The following is a 21,826-nucleotide window of genomic DNA, read 5'->3' on the forward strand; positions in this document are numbered from 1 at the left end:
AGGTTCAGGCGGCGATGAGGTCGTTCTTGCGGGTGGCCCAGCCGGTGACGCGCATCTCGATCAGCGAGAAGGCGACGTAGAGCGCGACGCCAAGACCGGCGAGGATGAAGAGTCCGGCGAAGACCAGCGGCACGTTGAAGTTGGAGGAGGCCGACATCATCACATTGCCGATGCCGCGATTGGAGGCGACGGTCTCGGCCAGCACCGTGCCGACGAAGGCATAGGTGATCGCGACCTTCAGCGAGGCGAAGAAGAAGGGCATCGTGCGCGGCAGGCCGACATTCCAGAGGATGTCGAGCTTGGAGGCGCCGAGCGCCTTCAACACGTCCTCCATCTCCGGCTCGGTGGTGGCGAGGCCGGTCGCGATGTTCACGACGATCGGGAAGAAGCAGATCGAGAGCGAGGTCAGCACCGCCGGCACCGTGCCGGAGCCGAACCAGAGCACGAAGATCGGAACGACCGCGACCTTGGGGATCGAGGAGAAGCCGATCAGCAGCGGGTAGACCGTGTCATAGGCCGTTCGCGAGACGCCGATGACAGCCCCCAGCAGCACACCGAGCGCGACGCCGAGCACAAAGCCGGTCATCGTCGTCGCCAGGGTCTGCAGGATATGCGGCCAGAGGATCGGCATGCGATGCCAGAGCGTGGCGAAGACCTGGCTCGGGCGCGGCAGGATCAGGTCCGACATGCCCGAAACGAGGCAGAAGAGCTCCCAGCCGACGAAGAACAGCAGGATCAGCCCGGCCGACCAGAGCTTTTGCCGCAGCGCGCGATTCTTCATCAGGCGCCCTCCCCGGCGGCCGGCACGGAGCGGGCATCGACGATGAGTTCGCGCAGGCGCTGGTTCAGAGCGACGAAGTCCGGCTCGAAGGTCATGGCAATGCTGCGCGGGCGGGCGAAGGTCACGGCACTGTCATCGATGATGCGACCGGGTCGCGCGCTCATCACGCAGATGCGGCTCGCGAGATAGCCGGCCTCGCGCAGGTCATGCGTCACCAGCAGCACCGTCGGGCGATGCGCCAGCCAGAGTTCCTGCATGATCGCCCAGAGTTCCTCGCGGGTGAACTGATCGAGTGCACCGAAGGGCTCGTCGAGCAGGAGCAGGCGCGGCTCGTGGATCAGCGCGCGACAGAGATTGGCGCGCTGGAGCATGCCGCCCGAGAGCTGCCAGGGGTATTTACCGGCGAAGCCCTTGAGGCCGACCTGGGCCAGCAGCGCATGGGCCTTGTCGCGGAAGGCGCCGTTCTTCTCCTTGGCGTAGAAGGAACGGAAAGGCTGCACGATCTTGAGCGGCAGCATGATGTTCCGCTCGATGGTCAGCCAGGGCAGCATGGTCGGGTTCTGGAAGGCCATGCCGACGCGCAGGGTCCGCGCAGCGACCTCGCGCCCGCCCACGACGACCACGCCGGCGGTCGGCTGCACCAGACCGCTGACGAGACGCAGGATCGTCGACTTGCCGCAGCCGGACGGGCCGACCAGCGCGACGAACTCGCCGTCACCGATCCGCAGCGTGGTCTGCGCCAATGCCGGCACCGAACTTGCTCCGCGGCCGAAGGTGACGCAGGCCTGCGACAGCTCGATCGCCGAGGCGGCAGGCGCACTTGCCCCCGCATCTTGGGAGGTCGATGGATAGAGCATGGTCTCGGGTTCTGCGCGCATGATGGCCATCGAAAAAGTGCATGCAAAGTCGATGCCAAATTGCATTCGATCCTGAGCGACCCTCCTTCGCCATCAAGCGACAGCGGCCCGGCTCCGGTAGCCATCCGATTGCAGGGCTCCCTGCGATGGCGCTAAGACGAGGCTTCAGCAGTTCGGAATTCGACGATGGCGCGTGAGGAGAACCGGGGCCGCAATGCGACGGACCGGGTCGGGACGATCTGCCGAGCCCTGCGCCGGGCGATCATCGAGCAGGCGCTGGAGCCTGGCGCCAAGCTGCCCGAGGATGCGCTGGGCGAGCGTTTCGGCGTCAGCCGCACGATCGCGCGCCATGCGCTCGGGCAGCTCGCGGCCGAGGGGCTGGTGGAGCTTCGGCGCAACCGCATCGCCGTCGTAGCAACGCCGAGCTGGCAGGAGGCCCGCGACACCTTCGACATCCGCATCGAGCTCGAGCGGCTGGTGGTGCGGCAACTGGCCGGGCGCCTGAACAAGGCGCAGATCGCGCAGCTTCATGCCCATGTCGACGCCGAGGACGAGGCCCGCAACGGCCCCGACGCCATCTCGATCCGGCTCGCGACCGAGTTCCACATCCTGCTGGCCAGCATGACCGCGAGCCCGATCCTGATCCGCTATGTCAGCGAGATCGCCTATCGCTGCTGCCTCACGCTGTCGTTGTTCAGCCGGCCGCATTCCTCGGAATGCGCGATCAACGAGCATCGGCTGCTGATCGACGCGCTGGCGGGCGGCGATGCCGAGAAGGTGATGTCCTTGATGCACCACCATCTCGATTCCGTGGCGAACCGTGCCTTGGTGGCGCAATCCCGGCCGCGTGGTCGCGACATCATGGATATCCTCGCGCCTTACGCCGATACGCCGCGAACGACGCCGGCGACGATGCGCGACCCCGCGCCGACCCGTTCCAAGGATGGCCGTCGCAAGGCTGCTGGCTAAGGCTCCGGCGCCCTGCCTCGCCCCGAGCCCGGCGAAATTTTGCCCTTCTGTGAGGCAGACGGCACGCAAAGTGCATGCAGTTTATGCTGCCCATAAACCAACGACTGCTCAACGCCGATGCCCGATGACGCCGCTTTCGACCTGATCTTCCGCCAGGCCAGCCTTGGCGGCCATGAGCGTCCGATCGATATCGGCGTCAGGAACGGCCAGTTCGCGGCGATCGCGCCGTCCATCGTCGCCGATGCTCCGGAGATCGTGATAGGCGGGCGCGCGGTACTGCCCGGCTTCGTCGATACGCATGTGCATCTCGACAAAGCCTGCCTGCTTGGGCGTTGCAGCCATCTGCATGGCGGCTTGCGGGAGGCGATTGCCGCCGTGTCGGCGATGAAGCGGGATTTCACCGTTTCCGATGTTTACGCCCGCGGCGCGCAGGCGTTGGAGAAGGCGATCGGCAAGGGCACGACGCGGATGCGCAGCCATGTCGAGGTCGATCCGCGGGTGGGCCTGCGCAGCTTCGAAGCGCTGAAAGCGCTGAAACGCGACTATGCCTGGGCGATCGAACTCTCGATCTGCGTCTTCCCGCAGGAGGGGCTCACCAACGATCCTGGAGCGGAACAATTGCTGGTGCGGGCGCTGCAGGATGGCGCCGACGCGCTCGGCGGCTGCCCCTATACCGACACCCACCCGCACGCTCAGATCGAGCGCCTGTTCGACCTCGCCGGGCGTTTCGATGTCGATCTCGACTTCCATCTCGACTTCGACCTCGATGCGAGCTGGATGCATCTCGACGAGGTCTGCCGCCAGGCGAAGCTGCGCGGCTATGGCGGGCGGGTCGCGATCGGCCATGTCACCAAGCTGTCGGCGCTGCCGCCCGATGCCTTCGCGCGGGCGGCGGAGCGTCTCGCCGAGGCCGGTGTCGCGGTGACCGTGCTGCCGGCGACCGATCTTTATCTGATGGGGCGCGCGGCGACGCATGACGTGCCGCGCGGCTTGGCTCCGGCGCACCGGCTGCTGGAGCATGGCGTGACCTGCTCGGTCGCGACCAACAATGTGCTGAACCCGTTCACGCCCTTCGGCGATGCCTCGCTGCTGCGGATGGCGAATTTCTACGCCAATGTCGCGCAGGTCGGACCGGAGGGTTTCGACACCTGCGTCGATCTCGTCACGACGCTGCCGGCGCGGCTGATGAATCTCCGGGATTACGGCATCTCCGTCGGCAACCCGGCCGATCTCATCGTCCTCGATGCGCCCACGCCCGGCGAAGCGCTCGCCGGCATCGCCGAGCCGGTCATGGGCTTCAAGGGTGGTCGAAGGAGCTTTTCCCGGCCGGCGGCGGAACTGCATTCGCCAGCGCCCGCATTAACGCAGCCATCATCCCGGACAAGCCGCGAAGCGGCGCTGCTCCGGGATGACGCTGGTGGTTCAACGCAAGCTCACGGAACGCCATAACCGCGAACAGCCTTGCCGCGCGACCGGCATGAGCAGGGGTTACCCACAAGGACGGCTCGCTTGAGCCGGCAGGTCGAGCGGGGCGTCACGCACTGGCGGACAGCGGCCGGCCTCGGCCGCGTGAGGCCGTAGCCGCCACCCGCGCCGACGACCGGCCGGCCATAGGACGGCGCCGGGCCGGGCCGCCCATAGTCGACCGGCGGGCCTGCGCCCGGAATGCCGCCGCCATCCTGGCGCAGCCGGATATCGGGCACGGAATCGGTGATCGAGGGCGGTCCAATGCCCTGCCTCGGGCCGCCCGGGAACAGAGGCCCGGTCCCCGGCGTGCCTGTCGATTGCGCGAGCACCGGGCTCACGACGAGCAGCGCCGACATCAAAGCCGCGGCCAGTGAAGAGCGCACGATGCTCGAGCCCCCAAATCCCCGTTAAAGGATCCAACGACGGGTACCCGGCGCCGGTTCCCGCGCGCCGACGCGCCCGGTCACTCGGCAGCCGTGCCCATCGCGAGCCGCAGCGGCGCGACCTGTGCCTCGTGCAACGCCTGATAGGGGCCGCCTGCGCGCACCAGATCCTCGTGCCGCCCCTGTTCGGCGATGCCGGCCTGCGTCACCACGACGATGCGGTCGGCATGGCGGATCGTCGCCAGCCGATGCGCGATCACCAGCGTGGTGCGGCCCTCGGCGAGTTCGGTCAGGGATTGCTGGATCGCCGCTTCGGTCTCGGTGTCGAGCGCCGAGGTCGCCTCGTCCAGGATCAGGATCGGCGGATTCTTCAGGAAGATGCGGGCGATGGCGAGGCGCTGCTTCTGGCCGCCCGAAAGTTTGACGCCGCGCTCGCCGATCAGCGTATCGAGACCATCGGGCAGATCCGCGATCATCGTCTCCAGCCGGGCGCGGCGCGCGGCCTCGGAGATCTCGTCCTCGCTCGCGTCCAGCCGGCCATAGGCGATGTTCTCCCGGATCGTCCCGGCGAAGAGGAAGACATCCTGCTGGACGATGCCGATCTGGCGGCGCAGCGAAGCGAGCGTCAGCTTGCGGATATCGTGTCCGTCGATGGTGATCCTGCCGCCATCGACCTCGTAGAAGCGCGGCAGCAGCGAAAGCAGCGTCGTCTTGCCGGCGCCGGACGGCCCGACGAAGGCGACGGTCTCGCCAGCCGCAACCGACAGATCGATGCCGGCAAGCACCGGCCTGCCGCTGGCATAGCCGAAATCGACCCTCTCGAAGCGGATATCGCCCTTCAGCGGCGGAGCCTCGACGGCGTCCGGCGCATCGGCGATATCCGGCTCCGTCGCCAGCAGCTCCTGATAGCGCTGGAAGCCGGCGATGCCCTTTGGATAGGTCTCGATCACGCTCGCGATCTTGTCGAGCGGCCGGTAGAACACGCCGACCAGCAGCAGGAAGCCGACGAAACCGCCGACGCTCAGGCTGCCCTGCACGACATACCAGGTGCCCGCCAGCATCACCGCGAGCTGGACCATGCGCATGCCGAGATAGTTGATCGCCTGGCTCGCGGCCATGATGCGGTAGGCTTCGAGCTTGGTCACGCGGTAGCGCTGGTTGTCGCCGGCGAAGAGCGCGCGTTCATGGGCCTCGTTGGCGAAGGCCTGGACGACGCGGATGCCGCCGATGTTCTCCTCGAGCCGCGCGTTGAAAGCGCCGACGCGGCCGAACTGGTTGCGCCAGTTCTGCGCCATGCGGGCGCCGTAGCGCGCCACGATGACGCCGGCGAGCGGGACGATCAGCGCGGTCATCAGCGCGAGTTCCTGATGAACCCAGAGCATCAGCAGAAAGGCGCCGATGAAGGTCATCACCGCGATGAACAGGTCTTCCGGCCCGTGATGGGCGACCTCACCGATCTCCTCCAGGTCCTTGGTGACGCGGGCGACGAGATGGCCGGTCTTCTGCTCGTCGTAGAAGCGGAAGGAGAGCTTCTGGAGATGGTCGAAGGCGCGCCGGCGCATCTCCGTCTCGATATTGATGCCGAGCCGGTGGCCCCAGTAGGTCACGATCGCCATCAGGCCGGAATTGACCGCGTAGATCACCAGGAGCGCTGCGCCCGCCAGCAGGATCAGCGGCCAGTCGCCGCGCGGCAAGAGCAGGTCGACGAAGGCCTTCACCGCCATGGGGAAGCCGAGTTCGAGCAACCCCGACAGCACGGCGCAGCCGAAATCGACCAGGAACAGGGCCCGGTGCGGACGGTAATAGACGAAGAACTCTTTCAGCATGCCGGGCTCATAGCAGATCGCGGGCCGCACACGTCAGCCTGTCCGTAGGTGAACCGCCATGCCGATGCCGCCTGTCGCCGGGCGAGCCGGGCTCACCTCACAGCAATGGTGCCGATCGCCATGGCGACCGCCGCTTGCGTCGGGTCGATAACGGGGATGCCGAGTTCCTGCTCCAGCGGCCTGCGGTGGCGGGCCATGCCGGCGCAGCCCATGACGATCGCACCGGCGCCGTCGATCTCCTTCAGCTCGCGGCCGATCGCGATCATGCGCTCCAGCGTGCGGTCGCCCGAGGCGGTCTCGGCGACGGACATCTCCAGCGGGCGCTCGCCGGCGAGCCGGTCCATCAGCCCCATCTGTCTGAGATAGCGGATATGGCGCGGGATCGAGCGGCTCTTGATCGCGATGACGCCGAAACGGTCGGCGCGGGCGAGCGCGGTCAGCACCCCGCTCTCGGCGATGCCGAAGACCGGGCTCGTCGTGCCCTCGCGGGCGACATGGATGCCGGGGTCGGAATAGCAGGCGATGACGAAGGCATCGACATCGTTGGCGGCCTCGACCTTGCGACGCAGGGGAATCGTGACACTGTCGGCGTGTTCCTGCGTCTCGACGCCGAAGGGCCCATCGGTCAGCGTCTCGCAAACGATCTCCGGCCCTTCGGCAAAGGAGAGCGGCAGCACCGCCTGACGCAGCCCTTCCGTCACCGCCTCGTTGGAATTGGGGTTGATCACGAGAATGCGGGCGCGGCGTGTCATGGGGTCTCGTCCGGTCGGGGGAAGTCGGGCCGTTTCGGCGCCGGCGATCGTATCGCCCCCCGGTCGCGTCGGCTACCGCTTCCGCGTTGCAGCAGGAGCATCGCCGATGGCCGCGCCACGAGCCTCGGCGCTGCCCCGCCCGATCGCGGCTCTCAGCAGCAGGTAGAGCACCGTCGCGTTCAGCAGATGCCAGAGCCAGTGGGTTCCGAGCGGGATGCTGCCGCAGAGCGGCCCGTCGAGCGTCCGAAAGGTCAACGAGAGCGCGAAGACGAACCCCGCCAGGGCGAGCAGCCGCGCCGTGTCCGCCCTGCCCGGCCGCCGCCACAGTACGATGGCCATGCCGGCCAGCGCGATCAGGAAAGCGGCATAGCCGACCGAGCCGCGCACGCCCGCCGGAAGCGAGGGCGCGAGACCCCAGGAGATCGAGAACCCGAAACCGACGAAGGCGAGCGTGCCGAGCCCGGTCGCCATCGGCCGCAAGCCAAGGAAGCGCGCCAGCGCCAGCGCGAAATAGGAGAAGGCGAAGAGCTGGATCGGCACGACATCGGCGGCAAGCGTCCAGGGTCGGGGCATGGCGTGGAACAGGAAGGAGCCGATGCCGATGGCGAACACGAGCAGGATCAGGACGAGGACCGGCCAGTCGCGCCGACCCGCGCGGCGCCAGAGAAGCAGCGCAGCCCATGCGGCCACGAGGAATGCGCCATTGGTCATCGTGTTCCAGGGCTCGCCCCAGAAATGATCGCTCAGGCGTTCGCAATAACCATACGCTCGCATCGTCCTCTCCTTGCGCGCCACGATAGCGGCTCGGGACGACGGCGGCGCGACACGTTGCAGATCCGCTGCGATGCGGCTTGCCGCTGCTGGAGGCTTCACGCAGATTGGGCTGCGCAATCCAACATCACTGCATTCGGCGGAGCCTGGCGATGCGGCCCATCATCCTGACGACCCTGGCCTCGCTCGGAATGCTGACTGGACTCGCCGCCACGCCGGCTCCGGCGCGGGCCGAGAGCTGCGACGATCTCTGGTATGCGCGCAACGAGATCTACAAGGCGCAGGGCTACTGCTTCCGGACACGGCGCGGCATCGAGGCCTTCGGCAATGCCAGCTGCCAATACGACAATGTCGAGGACGTGCCGCTGTCGAACAGCCAGCGCCGGACCATCGCCGACATCCAGCGCGAGGAGCGGGCGCGGCGCTGCCCGCGCTGACAGAACGGCCGCGCTGAAACGCCGCCTCCGATTGCTGTGGACGCGGGCGCCCGACTCGGACGCAACTGCGAAAGGCCGTGCTAGAAGCGCCGGTCGCGAGCCCTGCGCGCCTCAGCCGGACAACGGTCAGGGCCTCGCAATGATGACTGGATATCTGCGGAGCAATTCGATCACGGCATGACGACGGCCATCAACATGGGCTTGAGCGGGAGCGGCGATCCCGCGCTTCTCGACCTCGCCGAGTTGCTGGCGACGCGCTTGCTGGTCCAGGGCAATTCCGGCTCGGGCAAATCGCATCTTCTGCGGCGCCTGCTCGAACAGAGCGCGCCGCTGGTGCAGCAGGCGGTGATCGACCCGGAAGGCGACTTCGTCTCGCTCGCCGACCAGTTCGGCCATGTTGTCGTCGATGCGCAATGCGGCGAGGCCGAGTTGCAGCGCGTCGCGCTGCGCGTGCGCCAGCACCGCGTCTCGGTCGTGCTCAATCTCGAAAATCTCGAAGCCGACGAGCAGTTGCGCGCCACCGCCGCCTTTCTCGGCGGGCTGTTCGATGTCGACCGTTCGCTCTGGTTCCCGATGTTGATCGTCGTCGACGAGGCGCAGCTCTTTGCGCCGGTGATGGCGGGCGAGGTTTCCGACGAGGCGCGCCGGCTTTCGCTGGGTGCGATGACCAATCTGATGTGCCGCGGCCGCAAGCGCGGGCTCGCCGGCGTTATCGCGACGCAGCGCCTCGCCAAGCTCGCCAAGAACGTCGCGGCGGAAGCCTCGAACTTCCTGATGGGGCGCACATTCCTCGACATCGACATGGCGCGCGCCGCCGATCTGCTCGGCATGGACCGCAGACAGGCCGAGATGTTCCGCGACCTCGAGCGCGGCCAGTTCGTGGCGCTAGGGCCCGCTCTGTCGAAGCGCCCGCTGCCGCTGCGGATCGGTTCGGTCTCCTCGGTCGATCGCGGCGGCGCGCCCGGGCTGATGCCGCTGCCCGAGCAGGCCCCGGAAGAGGCCGGCAAGCTGATCTTCACGGCCGGCGCCGACGAGCCCACCCCGATCAGCCGGATGCCGCGCCCCGCGCCGCGTCCGCGCCCGCCGGTTAACGACACCATGCGCCAGATCGAGGCCTATCGCCCGGCGCCGATGCCGGAACCCGAGCCTGAGGTTCCGATGGAGCCGGCCGAGCGCGAGGCGATCATGACCGAGATCCTGCGCGAGCTGATGGCCGATCCCGAGGCGCGCTCCCGCCAGGTCGCGGTGCTCTACCAGGATTTCACCGTGCGCTGCCGGATGCGCCGGCTCGGACGGAGCAATCTCAGCCTCGACGAGTTCCGCCGCCGCCTCGCCGTGGCCAAGGCCGGTGCGAGCGACGAAATCGTCGAATCCGACACCTGGCGGGCGGCTGTCGAGGCTTCGCTGGCCCTGCCCGACGATCTGCACGGCCTGTTCCTGTTCATCGCGCGCGCGGCACTGGAACAGGCGCCCTGCCCCAGCGACGCGGAACTTGCCGCCGTCTATGGCAGCCATTCGCCGAGCCGGGCGCGGCGGCTGATCGCCTATATCGAGGAGCGCGGGCTGCTCGTCTGCCATGTCGATTTCCGCGGCCAGCGCACGCTCGCTTTGCCGACGCTCGGGATCGAGACCGCGCCGGGCCATGGTTCGGTGCGAACGGCCGGCATGCCGCGCGGGGCGCGGGGTTAGTATCTGCTCGTCCTGCCCGGGCTCGCCCCGAGCATCTCAGGCCGGGAGAGGCTCCGGCCCCATCTCGTCCGACGATTCTCGGTTCTGCGCTTCGCTTCGCCCGAGAATGACGACTGAGCCCATGCGACCGCCCGCTCGAAAACTTGACCACCCCGCCTCCGAACGTGCATGACCTCAAGCCGCATTCACGGGTTCGGCCATGCGCGTTCTGTTGATCGACAACTACGACAGCTTCACCTGGAACCTGGTCCACCTCATCGGCGGGCTCGGGGCCGAGGTCGATGTGCGCCGGAACGACGCGCTGACGGTCGAGGAAGCGCTCGCCGGCGATCACGACGCGATCGTGCTGTCGCCCGGCCCCTGCACGCCGAACGAAGCCGGCATCTGCCTCGATCTCGTGCGCGAGGGCGCCGACCGGAAGCCGATCTTCGGCGTCTGTCTCGGGCTGCAGGCGATCGGCCAGGCCTTCGGCGGCGATGTCGTGCGCGCCCCCTTGCCGATGCACGGCAAGGTCTGCGCCATCCAGCACAAGGCGCGCGGGCTGTTCCGCGGCATCAACGGGCCGCTGCAGGCGACGCGCTATCACTCGCTGGTCGTCGCACGCGAGAGCTGCCCGGCCGATCTGGACATCGAAGCCTCGACCGATGACGGGCTGATCATGGCGCTGTCGCACCGGAGCCTGCCCGTCTGCGGCGTGCAGTTCCATCCCGAGAGCATCGCGTCGGAACACGGCGCGACGATCCTGCGGAATTTCCTAGATCTCGCCGAGCGATGGCAGCGCGACCATGCGGGCGCCGCCCTGGCCGGCGCCGTCTGAGCCCGGGACGCCGGTTCGAGCCGCCCTTTTTCCAGATCGACTGCGTTAAAGTCGCCTTCTACACAGAGTTCCCATGGACGATTTCAAGCCCTTCATCGCCAAGGTCGCGACCGGCGCCTCGCTGTCGCGCGACGAGGCCCGCGACGCCTTCGACACGATCCTGTCCGGCGGCGTCACCAATGCGCAGGCGGCCGCCTTCCTGATGGCGCTGCGCGTGCGCGGCGAGACCGTCGAGGAGATCACCGGCGCGGTCGGCGCGATGCGCGGCAAGATGCTGACGGTGAAGGCCCCGGCCGACGCCATCGACATCGTCGGCACCGGCGGCGATTCCTCCGGCTCCTACAACGTCTCGACGCTGGCCTCGATCATCACGGCCGCCTGCGGCGTGCCGGTCGCCAAGCACGGCAACCGCGCCGCCTCCTCCAAGACCGGCACGGCCGATGTGCTGATGGCGCTCAACGTCAAGGTCGGGCTCGATCCGGCGGCGACCGAGCGCTGCATTGCGCAGGCAGGCGTCGGCTTCATGTTCGCGCCGACACATCATGCCTCGATGCGCCATGTCGCGCCGGTGCGCGTCGAACTCGGCACCCGCACGATCTTCAACCTGCTCGGGCCGCTCTCGAACCCGGCGGGCGTCAAGAAGCAGCTCATCGGGGCCTTCTCCGAAACCTGGCTCGAACCGATGGTGCGCGTGCTCGCGAGCCTCGGCTCGACGCGGATCTGGGCCGTGCACGGTTCCGACGGGCTCGACGAGATCACCACCACAGGCCCGACGCGCGTCGTCTCGCTGGAGGGCGGCAAGATCGAGAGCTTCTCGATCAGCCCCGACGATGTCGGCCTTCCCCGCGCCCGTCCGGAAGATCTGCGCGGCGGCGAGCCGGCCCAGAACGCGGCGGCGCTGCGGGCCGTGCTCGACGGCGAGAAGACGGCCTTCCGCGACATCGCCGCCTTCAATGCCGCGGCCGCGCTGCTCGTCGCCGGAAAGGCCGGCGACCTGCGCGACGGGCTGGCGCAGGCGGTGGCCGCGCTCGATTCCGGCAAGGCCAAGGCGACGCTGGCTGCGCTCGTCGCCAGCTCGAACGCGTGAGGCGGCCATGACCGACATCCTCGCCAGGATCGAAGAATACAAGCGCCGGGAGATCGCCGCCGCCAAGCAGGCGATCCCGCCCGCCCAGATTGAGGAACTGGCCCGCTCCGCCGCCCGGCCGATCGGCTTCGCCGACGCGCTCGCCGCCAAGACCGCGCAGAGACGTCCGGCGCTGATCGCCGAGATCAAGAAGGCGAGCCCTTCCAAGGGGCTGATCCGCACCGATTTCGATCCGCCTTCACTTGGCCGCGCCTATGCCTCCGGCGGGGCCGCCTGCATTTCCGTGCTGACGGACGGGCCGTCCTTCCAGGGGCAACCGGAATTCCTGACACGCGCGCGCGCCGCCTCCGGCCTGCCGGCGCTGCGCAAGGACTTCCTCTACGACCCCTACCAGGTCTTCGAGGCGCGGGCCTGGGGCGCCGACTGCATCCTGATCATCATGGCCGGCGTCGACGACGCCACCGCGCGCGATCTCGAAGCGACGGCGTTCGATCTCGGCATGGACGTGCTGATCGAGGTCCATGACGAAGCCGAGCTCGACCGGGCGCTTTCTCTCAAAAGCCGCCTGCTCGGCATCAACAATCGCGATCTGCGCGACTTCAAGGTCGACCTCGCCGTGACCGAGCGGCTGGCGCCGCGCGTGCCGGCCGAGCGCATGCTGATCAGCGAGAGCGGCATCTTCACTCATGCCGACATCGTCAGGCTGAACGGCGTCGGGGTCGGCGCCTTCCTCGTCGGCGAGAGCCTGATGCGGCAGGCAGACGTCGCCGCAGCGACGCGCGAACTGCTGACCGGTACATCGCTCGAAGGCAAGTCGCTCGAAGGCAAGCCGCAGGACAGCGCCGCGTGACCGGCCTCAGCCATCTCGACGCGCAGGGCCAGGCCCATATGGTCGATGTCGGCGACAAGGCCGAGACCTCGCGCATCGCGATCGCCGAAGGCTGCGTCGTGATGCAGCCGCAGACGCTGGCGATCGTGCGCGCCGGCGACGCCAAGAAGGGCGACGTGCTCGGCACCGCCCGGCTCGCCGGCATCATGGCCGCCAAGAAGACGCATGAGCTGATCCCGCTCTGCCACCCGCTGCTCATCAGCAAGGTTGCGGTCGATCTCGAACTGGACGAAGCCCTGCCCGGCGTGCGGGTGCGCGCCGAGGTCAAGATGAAGGGCCAGACCGGCGTCGAGATGGAGGCGCTCACCGCCGTCGGCGTCGCCTGCCTGACCGTCTACGACATGGTCAAGGCGGCAGACCGCGCGATGCGGATCGAGAATATCCGGCTCGTCCACAAATCGGGCGGAAAATCAGGCACGTTCGACGCCGGCAGCAGCGCCGGGGAGAGCACCTGATGGCCCTGACGCCGGTCCCGGTCGCGCTTAAGGCGCTGCTCGACAGCGTGCCGGCGACGACGCCGACCGAGACCCTGGCGCTGGCGCAATGCGCCGGTCGCGTGCTGGCGGCCGACGTCACGGCATTGCGCACGCAGCCGCCCTTCGCCAATTCCGCGATGGACGGCTACGCCGCGCGAGCCGAAGATCTCGCACCCGGCAGCGACCTGCGCGTCATCGGCGAATCCGCCGCGGGGCGCTCCTTCGCGGGCGTGGTCGGACGAGGTGAGGCGGTGCGGATCTTCACCGGCGCGCCGATCCCGGACGGCGCCGATACGATCCTGATCCAGGAGAATGCCGACGGCATCGGCTCGGCGACGATCCGCGTCCGCGAGGGTGCGCCGAAGGGCAAGTTCGTGCGCCCGGCCGGGCTCGACTTCACGACCGGAGACGTTCTGCTACCGGCGGGCCGCCGGCTCGACAGCGCGGCGCTCGGCCTCGCCGCCGCCGCCGGGCACCCGAACCTGCCCGTTCGCCGCAAGCCGCTGGTCGCGATCCTCGCGACGGGCGACGAACTGGTCCTGCCGGGCGAAACCGTGGGCCCCGACCAGATCGTCGCCTCCAACAGCTTCTCGCTCGCCGCGATCGTCGAGCAGGCCGGCGCGAGCGCGCTCGATCTCGGCATCGCCCGCGACAACCATCCCGATCTCGCCGCGCGGATCGGACGCGCGCAGGAAGCCGGCGCGGATGTGCTGATCACGCTCGGCGGCGCCTCGGTCGGCGCGCACGACCTCGTCCAGGAGGCGCTGAAACGGGCCGGGATGGCGCTCGGCTTCTGGAAGATCGCGATGCGGCCGGGCAAGCCGATGATGACCGGGCGGCTCGGCCAGATGGTCGCGGTCGGGCTGCCGGGCAACCCGGTCTCGTCGATCGTCTGCGGCCATCTCTTCGTCGTGCCCCTGATCGAGGCGCTGCTCGGCATGCCCGAGCCCGAGCGGGACCGCAGCGAGCCCGGCATCCTCGGCCGCGACATGCCGGCCAATGACGAGCGCGAGGATTATCTGCGCTCCGACCTCGCGCTGACCGAGGCCGGTTGGCAGGCGACCCCGTTCGACCGGCAGGATTCCTCCATGCTCGGCCTGCTGGCCCGGGCGCAGGCGCTGGCGATCCGCCCCGCCTTCGCCGAGCCGGCAAAGAAAGGCGATCCCTGCCGGATCATCCGCCTGCGCTGAGTTGACCTTGGGCGAGCACCTGCTTGCGGAACACAACACGAACGGGTATGGTGTTCGTGATTTGTTTCGAATCTGCGCCAAGAGCAGATCATCATCGCGCCGGCGGGGACCATGCTGACACGCAAACAGGCCGAACTGCTTCGCTTCATCCATGAACGCCTGCGTGAAAGCGGCGTGCCTCCCTCTTTCGACGAGATGAAGGACGCGCTCGACCTGCGGTCCAAATCCGGCATCCACCGCCTTATCATGGCGCTGGAGGAGCGCGGCTTCATCCGCCGCCTGCCGAACCGGGCGCGGGCGCTGGAGGTCATCAAGCTGCCGGAGGGCAGCGGAGCCGGCGGGCAACCGCGCGGGCGCTTCAATCCATCGGTGGTCCAGGGCGGGCTCGGCAAGGATGGCGCGCCCGGCAAAGAAGGCGTTCTCGGCAAGCCGCGGCCGGTGGAGGGCGCCTCGGATGATGGGCGCGGCACGATTTCGATCCCTGTGATGGGCCGCATAGCCGCAGGCACGCCGATCTCGGCAATCCAGAGCCGCAGCCACAGCGTCGCGTTGCCTGCCGACATGCTGGGCGGCGGCGAGCATTTCGCGCTCGAGGTTCGCGGCGACTCGATGGTGGATGCCGGCATCCTCGACGGCGATACCGTCGTTATCCGCAAGCAGGACACCGCCAATACCGGCGACATCATCGTCGCGCTGATCGACGACGAGGAGGCGACGCTGAAGCGGCTGCGCAAGCGTGGATCCTCGATCGCGCTGGAAGCGGCCAATCCGGCCTATGAGACACGCGTGCTCGGCCCGGACCGGGTCAAGATCCAGGGCCGGCTGGTTAACCTGATGCGGCGCTACTGAAGTCGCTCAGGCTCGGCGGCGTCGTCCGCCGACGGCGGAACGGCAATACCTGCTGGGTCAGGTCTGGCCGATGTCGGCTGCGTGGCTGCGGCCTTGCGGTTCCAGGGACGCTCGCTCCCGGCCTGCTCGGAAGCGTGGCTGCGCCAATCCCCGCCCCGGCGAACGAGCGCCGTCGCTCCGTCCCGGATCAAGGCCGTGCGGTCGATCAGCTTCGCGGCGCAGGGGGCGGTCCAGGGGATCGGCGTGACGACGAGGTCGGCGCGACGGCAATCCTCGATGATGGCGAGCCTGTCGCGGGCATAGGCAATGCTGCGGCCGTCCTTCGTCAGGATGACACAGCCCTGCGGGTCGCAGGCCGCGCCCTGCCGCAGAGCGGCATCGTCGGGGTTACGGCCGTCGCCATCGGCGGTCAGCCATTGCTGCAGGACGAAGCGGCTGGGCTTGCCGGCGACGATCAGCAGGTCGTCCTTGCCGCGCACGGCGATGCCGGAGCCGTCGCGCTCGATCAGGATTTCGGGGCGCCCGGGCTTCGCCGCGACGGCGACGCCCGCGACGAGCGGCAGGATCGCGAGCAGCCGCAACTTCGTCGTCCAGAGCGCGATCCAGAGCAGCGATGCCGCAAAGCAGGCCAGCGCGGCGGGTCCGAAGGCGGCGATGACGAGCGTGGAATGCTCGATGGTCGCGACCCAATGCGCGAGCTTGAGCACGACCTCGGAGGCCGCACCCATCAGCCACCAGGCCGGCGCATCGAGCCCGAACGGATAGGCGAGCACGCCGAAGACCGCTGCCGGCATCACACAGAGCGAGACGAAGGGCAGCGCCAGCGCGTTACCGAGCAGGCCGAAGGGATTGAAGGTCTGGAAGTGATAAGCGCCGAAGGGCGCGGTCGCAGCCGTCGCCAGCAGCGTCGTGACGACGATGCCGGTCGCGGCGATCCAGAGCGGCCGCACGGGCCAGGGCAGCGTGGGAGGCGGCTGCGGCCGGTCGCGATTCTCCCAGCGCTCGGCGAAGGCGATCAGGGCGGCGACGGCACCGAAGGACATCTGGAAGCTCGGCCCGAGCAGCGCCTCCGGCTCGCGCAGCAGCACGATGATCGCGGCCAGCGCGAGGTTGCGCATGCTGAGCGCCGGCCGGTCGACCAGGATCGCGCCGAGCATGACAAGCGTCATGATCAGCGAGCGGACCGTCGCGACCTCCGCGCCCGAGAAGACGCAGTAGGCGATGGCGCCGATCATCGCCGCGACGGCGGCCATCTTCTTGACGGGCCAGCGCAGGGCGAGCGTCTGCGAGAGGGCCAGGAGCGCCCGGACCAGCCAGAAGATCGTGCCGGCGGCGAGCACCATGTGGAGGCCCGAGATCGAGACGATGTGATAGATGCCCGCGGCACGAAGATCGGTGTTCGTCGTCTCCGTGATCAGGCCGCGCTTGCCAGTAACGAGCGCCGCCGCCATCGCGCCGGCCTGGCCGCCGGCGATCTCGGCGATGCGCCGCGTCAATGCGTTGCGAGCCCGGTCGATCGTCGCCGCCAGTACGAGTTCGCTCGGTGGGGGCCGAGGCGGTGGTGAAAGCACGATCTTGCCGGGAATACTGCCGACGGCGCCCAGCCCGCGGAAGAAGGCGTCGCGCCCGAAGTCGTAGCCGCCGGGGCGCGCCGGGCCGGGGGGCGGCAGGAGCCGCGCCACGGCCGAGATGTGATCGCCCGGCGAGACCTCGCCGCTACGGACATTGACGCGCACCCGCTTCGGCCAGCGCTCGGGTTCGAGTCCGGCAAGGGCCGTGACCAGGATGACAAGGCGTGCGCCGGCATCGCGCGCTTCGACCGCCTCGACAAAGCCGCTGAGCTGGCCGATGCGGGGGCGGTCGAGGATAGGGCCGGCAACAGTGGCGGTGCGCCAGGTCGCCGCGGCGAAGCCGGCAAAGACAGCGGCGAGGCCGATGCAGATCAGCATGGCGTGCCGCCTCAATCGCAGGCAGACAGCGCCGGTGCTCGCCAGCAGGAATCCCGTCAGCGGGGCCCAGAGCGCCGGCTCCCGGTCGGCGGCGAAGTAGAGCAGGATGCCGGCTCCCATGATCACCGGCAGCCAGAGGAACAGCCGGCGGCGCTCGGCCTCGCGCGAGCAGGCGGCCAGGAAGCGCCGCCGCCAATCCACGAGAATCGATTTCAGGCTGGCCTCGCCGAGCACAAGACCAGGCAGACGCGATTGCAGGATACCCGCGCGCGCGCCGCGCGCCTGTGCTGGCCGACCCTCCCCTGGCAGCCCCCGCTGCATCCAGCGTTCCCCAGCCCGCCCCGCCCCGCGCCGGCTGCGATCTTGCGCTTAACGCGGGCGGCCAGAGCATGTTACAGGGGCCGCGCCGGATGTCATGTCCGTCCGGCGCGCGCCGGCATCCGGCTCGCCGTTTTTCCTCCCCGTCTCGATCTGGGCCGTCCACCTGCGCCCAGCCGGAGCTTTGCCTTTCATGAGCGATGCCGTCGTCACGCGCTTTGCGCCCTCGCCCACCGGCTTCCTGCATATCGGCGGCGGGCGCACTGCCCTGTTCAACTGGCTGTATGCGCGCCATACCGGCGGCAAGATGCTGCTGCGGATCGAAGACACCGATCGTGAACGCTCGACCGACGCCGCGATCGGCGCGATCCTCGACGGGCTGAAATGGCTCGGCCTCGATTGGGACGGCGACACCGTCTACCAGTTCGCCCGCGCCGAGCGGCATCGCGAAGTCGCGCACCAGATGTTGGCGGCCGGCACGGCCTATTACTGCTACGCGACCCCGGCCGAACTCGACGAGATGCGCGAGCAGGCCAAGGCGGCTGGCAAGCCGATGCGCTATGACGGGCGCTGGCGCGACCGCGACCCGGCGACCGCGCCGGCCGACGTCAAGCCGGTGATCCGGCTGCGCGCCGCCCAGACCGGCGAGACCGTCGTCGAGGACGAGGTACAGGGCCGAGTCGTCTGGCAGAACGAGAATCTCGACGACCTCGTGCTGCTGCGCTCCGACGGCAACCCGACCTATATGCTGGCCGTCGTCGTCGACGACCACGACATGGGCGTGACCCATGTCATCCGCGGCGACGACCACCTGACCAACGCGGCGCGGCAGACCCAGATCTACCAGGCGCTCGGCTGGAAGGTGCCCAGCATGTCGCATATCCCGCTGATCCATGGTCCGGACGGCGCGAAGCTGTCGAAGCGCCATGGCGCGCTCGGCGTCGATGCCTATCGCTCGATGGGCTATCTGCCGGTGGCGCTGCGCAACTACCTTCTGCGGCTCGGCTGGAGCCATGGCGACCAGGAGATCTTCTCGACGCAGGAGATGATCGAGCTGTTCAACCTGTCCTCGATCGGCCGGTCGGCGGCGCGCTTCGACTACGCCAAGCTGGAGAGCCTGAACGGCCTCTATATGCGCCAGTCGGAGGATCGCGATCTGCTGGAGGCACTCAAGGTGATCCTGCCCGAGATCGGCCCGCCGCGCGGCGTGCCCGCGGAGCTGTCGCCGGAGCTGGAGGCGAAATTCCTCGCCGCCATGCCCGGCCTCAAGGAGCGGGCCAAAACGCTGGTCGAACTGCTCGACAGTGCCTACTACCTCTATGCCGCGCGACCGCTGCAGCTCGACGCCAAGGCGGCCGCCCTGCTCGATGAGGCGGCAAAGCAGCGCCTGCCTGGCCTCGCCGAGATGCTTTCGGCCGTGAACGACTGGTCCGTCGCGGCGCTGGAGGCGGCCGTGCGCGGCTTTGCGGAGACGAACGGGCTGAAGCTCGGACAGGCCGCGCAGCCCCTGCGCGCCGCCCTGACCGGACGCGCGATGTCGCCCGGATTGTTCGACGTGATGGCGGTGCTCGGGCGCGAGGAGACGCTGGCGCGGCTCGCCGACCAGGCATGAGCCGGGGGCTCGGTCGACCGTCTTTCGGCTCGGTTGAACAGCTCCCGCAAATGGTCTAGTGACGCGACGTGTGGCCTGCTCCGGCGCCAGCCGGATCGGGCACAAATATTGCTTGAAAATCAGTCGGATGAACCGCCCCTTCAACCTCCCCGCCGATGCCCCGACACGACGTTGTCATGTCGGGACGGCCTGATGACGGGAAGGCCTCATGACAACCGGGGACGGACCGAGCGGGACGACGACTGAACAGCAGCGAGCCTGAAAGGATCGGTATCGATGAGCGGAACCACCAGCCAGCTTCAGGTCGACGGCAAGACCGTCGACATGGCGATCAAGACGGGTTCGATCGGCCCGTCCGTCATCGACATCGGCAAGCTCTACGCCCAGACGGGCATGTTCACCTATGATCCCGGCTTCACCTCGACGGCGAGCTGCGAGTCGCAGATCACCTATATCGACGGCGACGAGGGCGTGCTGCTCTATCGCGGCTATCCGATCGAGCAGCTCGCCGAGCATGGCGACTTCCTCGAGACCTGCTACCTGCTGCTGGAAGGCGAACTGCCGACCGCCGCGCAGAAGGCCGATTTCGACTATCGCGTGACGCGCCACACCATGGTGCACGAGCAGATGGCCCGCTTCTTCCAGGGCTTCCGCCGCGACGCGCATCCGATGGCCGTCATGGTCGGCTCGATTGGCGCGATGTCGGCGTTCTATCACGACTCGACCGACATCTCCGATCCGCATCAGCGCATGGTCGCCTCGATGCGCATGATCGCGAAGATGCCGACGCTGGCGGCGATGGCCTACAAATATACGGTCGGTCAGCCCTTCGTGTACCCGCTGAACTCGCTCGACTACACCTCGAACTTCCTGCGGATGTGCTTCGCGGTGCCGGCCGAGGAGTATAAGGTCAACCCGGTGCTCTCGCGCGCGCTCGACCGCATCTTCATCCTGCATGCCGACCACGAGCAGAACGCCTCGACCTCAACGGTCCGGCTTGCGGGCTCGTCGGGCGCCAATCCCTTCGCCTGCATCGCGGCGGGCACGGCCTGCCTGTGGGGGCCCGCCCATGGCGGCGCCAACGAAGCCGCGCTGAAGATGCTCGAGGAGATCGGTTCGGTCGAGAACATCCCGAAATACATCGCCAAGGCCAAGGACAAGAACGACCCGTTCCGCCTGATGGGCTTCGGCCACCGCGTCTACAAGAATTACGATCCGCGCGCCAAGATCATGCAGAAAACCACGCATGAGGTGCTGAACGAGCTCGGGATCAAGGATGATCCGCTGCTCGACGTCGCGATCGAGCTCGAGCGCATCGCGCTGTCGGACCCGTACTTCATCGAGAAGAAGCTCTATCCGAACATCGACTTCTATTCGGGCATCACCCTGAAGGCGATGGGCTTCCCCACCTCGATGTTCACGGCGCTGTTCGCGCTGGCTCGCACCGTCGGCTGGATCGCGCAGTGGAAGGAGATGATCGAGGACCCGTCCCAGCGCATCGGCCGTCCGCGCCAGCTCTATACCGGCGCCCCGCAGCGCGAGTACACGCCGATCGGCCGCCGCTGAAGCGCGCAGCCAAGCACTGGCTCCCAAACAGGGCGCGACGGCTTGCCGTCGCGCCCTTATTGTTTCAGATGATTGATATGATGGCCGGCAATGACGGCGCCTCGTATCGCGCTAAACTCGAAAAAAGCAATCTGGAGGATAAACGCTTGTCGCAGTCCCATGATCTCAACCGGCGCGGCTTTCTGGCCGGCGCCACCGCGCTGACGCTGACCGGCGGACAGACTCAGGCGCAAGTCGCCTTCCCGACCCGGCCGATCAACCTGATCGTTCCATTCGCCGCCGGCGGCTCGACCGACATCGTCGCGCGCCTCGTCGGACAGAAGATGACGGAGCTTCTCGGCCAGTCGGTGGTGATCGAGAACCGCGCCGGCGCCGGGGGCAATGTCGGCTCGACCGCCGTCGCCCGCGCGACGCCGGACGGATACACCATCCTGATGGGCACGATCTCGACCCATGCGCTGAACCCCGCGATCCTGAAGACCGTGACCTTCGACCCGGTCAAGGATTTCACGCCGATCTCGCTGCTCGCGCTCGTGCCGAACGTCATGGTCGTGCATCCGAGCTTTCCGGCCAAGACGGTCCAGGAGGTCATCGCGGTGCTCAAAGCCGATCCGGGCAAGTACTCCTACGCCTCGTCGGGCGTCGGCACGCCGCTGCACCTCTCGGGCGAGCTGTTCAAGTCGCTCGGCGGCGTGCAGATGAACCATGTGCCCTATCGCGGCGCGGGGCCGGCTCTGAACGACGTCGTCGCCGGCGCGGTGCCGATCATGTTCGACAACCTGCCCTCCTCGGCCCAATTCATCCGCAGCGGCCAGCTGCGCGCCATCGGCGTGACCACCAAGGAGCGGGTCTCATCCTTCCCGGACCTGCCCACGATCGCCGAAGGTGGCCTGGCCGGCTACGAGACCTATACCTGGAACGCGCTGTTCGGACCGGCCAAGATGCCGGCCGACATCGTCGCCAAGCTCAACAAGGCCGCCAATGACGCGCTGAAGGACGAGGGCGTGAAAAAGCGCCTCGAAGACGTCAGCGCCGTGATCGTCGGCTCGACGCCGGACGCGCTGGGCGAGCACGTCAAGATCGAGGTGGCGAAATGGTTCCCGATCGCCAAGGCCTCGGGCGCCGCGCTGGAGTGAGGCGC

General features: G+C 68.2%; 20 protein-coding genes. 13 read left to right on the forward strand and 7 right to left on the reverse strand.

Features of this window, described 5'->3' with window-relative positions; all coding sequences use genetic code 11:
- Nucleotides 1-4: 4 nt before the first annotated feature.
- Both AC1RMY_RS10145 and AC1RMY_RS10150 read right to left on the reverse strand, forming a co-directional pair.
- A complete protein-coding gene (locus tag AC1RMY_RS10145) occupies nucleotides 5-781 on the reverse strand; it encodes an ABC transporter permease (protein WP_492864004.1) in 777 nt (258 codons plus the stop codon).
- Nucleotides 781-1,638 (reverse strand): ABC transporter ATP-binding protein, encoded by an 858-nt coding sequence (locus AC1RMY_RS10150; RefSeq protein WP_492864451.1) that lies wholly within the window; start codon nucleotides 1,636-1,638, stop codon nucleotides 781-783. Before AC1RMY_RS10150 ends, AC1RMY_RS10145 begins: the two co-directional genes overlap by 1 nt.
- 186 nt (nucleotides 1,639-1,824) lie before the next feature.
- Here AC1RMY_RS10150 and AC1RMY_RS10155 point away from each other — a divergent pair, with 186 nt between their 5' ends.
- Nucleotides 1,825-2,607: a GntR family transcriptional regulator gene (locus AC1RMY_RS10155; RefSeq protein WP_492864005.1), complete on the forward strand. Its 783-nt coding sequence runs from the start codon at nucleotides 1,825-1,827 to the stop codon at nucleotides 2,605-2,607.
- Between the two features lie 117 nt (nucleotides 2,608-2,724).
- Nucleotides 2,725-4,056, forward strand: coding sequence for an amidohydrolase family protein (locus AC1RMY_RS10160; protein WP_492864007.1), 1,332 nt, complete (start codon nucleotides 2,725-2,727; stop codon nucleotides 4,054-4,056).
- Here AC1RMY_RS10160 and AC1RMY_RS10165 read toward each other — a convergent pair.
- The 4 genes from AC1RMY_RS10165 to AC1RMY_RS10180 form a co-directional block, all read right to left on the reverse strand.
- Nucleotides 4,041-4,457: a hypothetical protein gene (locus tag AC1RMY_RS10165; RefSeq protein ID WP_492864009.1), complete on the reverse strand. Its 417-nt coding sequence runs from the start codon at nucleotides 4,455-4,457 to the stop codon at nucleotides 4,041-4,043. The two genes, AC1RMY_RS10160 and AC1RMY_RS10165, sit on opposite strands and share 16 nt — an antisense overlap.
- Nucleotides 4,458-4,537: 80 nt before the next feature.
- Nucleotides 4,538-6,283: an ABC transporter ATP-binding protein gene (locus AC1RMY_RS10170; RefSeq protein WP_492864011.1), complete on the reverse strand. Its 1,746-nt coding sequence runs from the start codon at nucleotides 6,281-6,283 to the stop codon at nucleotides 4,538-4,540.
- Nucleotides 6,284-6,375: 92 nt separating this feature from the next.
- Nucleotides 6,376-7,035 carry an aspartate/glutamate racemase family protein gene (locus tag AC1RMY_RS10175; protein ID WP_492864013.1) on the reverse strand — a complete coding sequence of 220 codons (660 nt, stop codon included), beginning with the start codon at nucleotides 7,033-7,035 and terminating at the stop codon, nucleotides 6,376-6,378.
- Between the two features lie 72 nt (nucleotides 7,036-7,107).
- A complete protein-coding gene (locus tag AC1RMY_RS10180; RefSeq protein ID WP_492864015.1) occupies nucleotides 7,108-7,809 on the reverse strand; it encodes a ceramidase domain-containing protein in 702 nt (233 codons plus the stop codon).
- Nucleotides 7,810-7,958: 149 nt separating this feature from the next.
- Here AC1RMY_RS10180 and AC1RMY_RS10185 point away from each other — a divergent pair, with 149 nt between their 5' ends.
- From AC1RMY_RS10185 to lexA, 8 genes are all read left to right on the forward strand, one after another.
- Nucleotides 7,959-8,243, forward strand: coding sequence for a YARHG domain-containing protein (locus tag AC1RMY_RS10185; RefSeq protein ID WP_492864017.1), 285 nt, complete (start codon nucleotides 7,959-7,961; stop codon nucleotides 8,241-8,243).
- A gap of 177 nt (nucleotides 8,244-8,420) precedes the next feature.
- Entirely contained in the window at nucleotides 8,421-9,932 is a 1,512-nt protein-coding gene (locus tag AC1RMY_RS10190) for a helicase HerA domain-containing protein (protein ID WP_492864019.1), read from the forward strand.
- A gap of 199 nt (nucleotides 9,933-10,131) precedes the next feature.
- Nucleotides 10,132-10,749: an anthranilate synthase component II gene (locus tag AC1RMY_RS10195; protein ID WP_492864021.1), complete on the forward strand. Its 618-nt coding sequence runs from the start codon at nucleotides 10,132-10,134 to the stop codon at nucleotides 10,747-10,749.
- A gap of 73 nt (nucleotides 10,750-10,822) precedes the next feature.
- Nucleotides 10,823-11,836, forward strand: coding sequence for an anthranilate phosphoribosyltransferase (trpD, locus tag AC1RMY_RS10200; RefSeq protein WP_492864023.1), 1,014 nt, complete (start codon nucleotides 10,823-10,825; stop codon nucleotides 11,834-11,836).
- Nucleotides 11,837-11,843: 7 nt separating this feature from the next.
- Nucleotides 11,844-12,686, forward strand: coding sequence for an indole-3-glycerol phosphate synthase TrpC (gene trpC, locus AC1RMY_RS10205; protein ID WP_492864025.1), 843 nt, complete (start codon nucleotides 11,844-11,846; stop codon nucleotides 12,684-12,686).
- Complete coding sequence (gene moaC, locus AC1RMY_RS10210; protein WP_492864027.1) at nucleotides 12,683-13,180, forward strand: cyclic pyranopterin monophosphate synthase MoaC; 498 nt, start codon at nucleotides 12,683-12,685, stop codon at nucleotides 13,178-13,180. The genes trpC and moaC overlap by 4 nt, the downstream gene beginning before the upstream one ends.
- Entirely contained in the window at nucleotides 13,180-14,391 is a 1,212-nt protein-coding gene (locus tag AC1RMY_RS10215) for a molybdopterin molybdotransferase MoeA (protein ID WP_492864029.1), read from the forward strand. Before moaC ends, AC1RMY_RS10215 begins: the two co-directional genes overlap by 1 nt.
- 111 nt (nucleotides 14,392-14,502) lie before the next feature.
- On the forward strand, nucleotides 14,503-15,240 hold the full coding sequence (gene lexA / locus AC1RMY_RS10220; RefSeq protein ID WP_492864031.1) for a transcriptional repressor LexA: 738 nt from the start codon (nucleotides 14,503-14,505) through the stop codon (nucleotides 15,238-15,240).
- On the opposite strand, the gene AC1RMY_RS10225 is transcribed toward lexA, so the two are convergent.
- Nucleotides 15,234-17,510 carry a ComEC/Rec2 family competence protein gene (locus tag AC1RMY_RS10225; protein ID WP_492864032.1) on the reverse strand — a complete coding sequence of 759 codons (2,277 nt, stop codon included), beginning with the start codon at nucleotides 17,508-17,510 and terminating at the stop codon, nucleotides 15,234-15,236. The two genes, lexA and AC1RMY_RS10225, sit on opposite strands and share 7 nt — an antisense overlap.
- 190 nt (nucleotides 17,511-17,700) lie before the next feature.
- Here AC1RMY_RS10225 and gltX point away from each other — a divergent pair, with 190 nt between their 5' ends.
- From gltX to AC1RMY_RS10240, 3 genes are all read left to right on the forward strand, one after another.
- On the forward strand, nucleotides 17,701-19,119 hold the full coding sequence (gene gltX, locus AC1RMY_RS10230; RefSeq protein WP_492864034.1) for a glutamate--tRNA ligase: 1,419 nt from the start codon (nucleotides 17,701-17,703) through the stop codon (nucleotides 19,117-19,119).
- Between the two features lie 276 nt (nucleotides 19,120-19,395).
- Nucleotides 19,396-20,685: a citrate synthase gene (gltA, locus tag AC1RMY_RS10235; RefSeq protein WP_492864036.1), complete on the forward strand. Its 1,290-nt coding sequence runs from the start codon at nucleotides 19,396-19,398 to the stop codon at nucleotides 20,683-20,685.
- Between the two features lie 146 nt (nucleotides 20,686-20,831).
- Nucleotides 20,832-21,821 (forward strand): Bug family tripartite tricarboxylate transporter substrate binding protein, encoded by a 990-nt coding sequence (locus AC1RMY_RS10240; RefSeq protein WP_492864038.1) that lies wholly within the window; start codon nucleotides 20,832-20,834, stop codon nucleotides 21,819-21,821.
- Nucleotides 21,822-21,826 lie beyond the last annotated feature (5 nt).

It is taken from the genome of Allobosea sp. GW822-FHT03F07 (assembly GCF_058801345.1).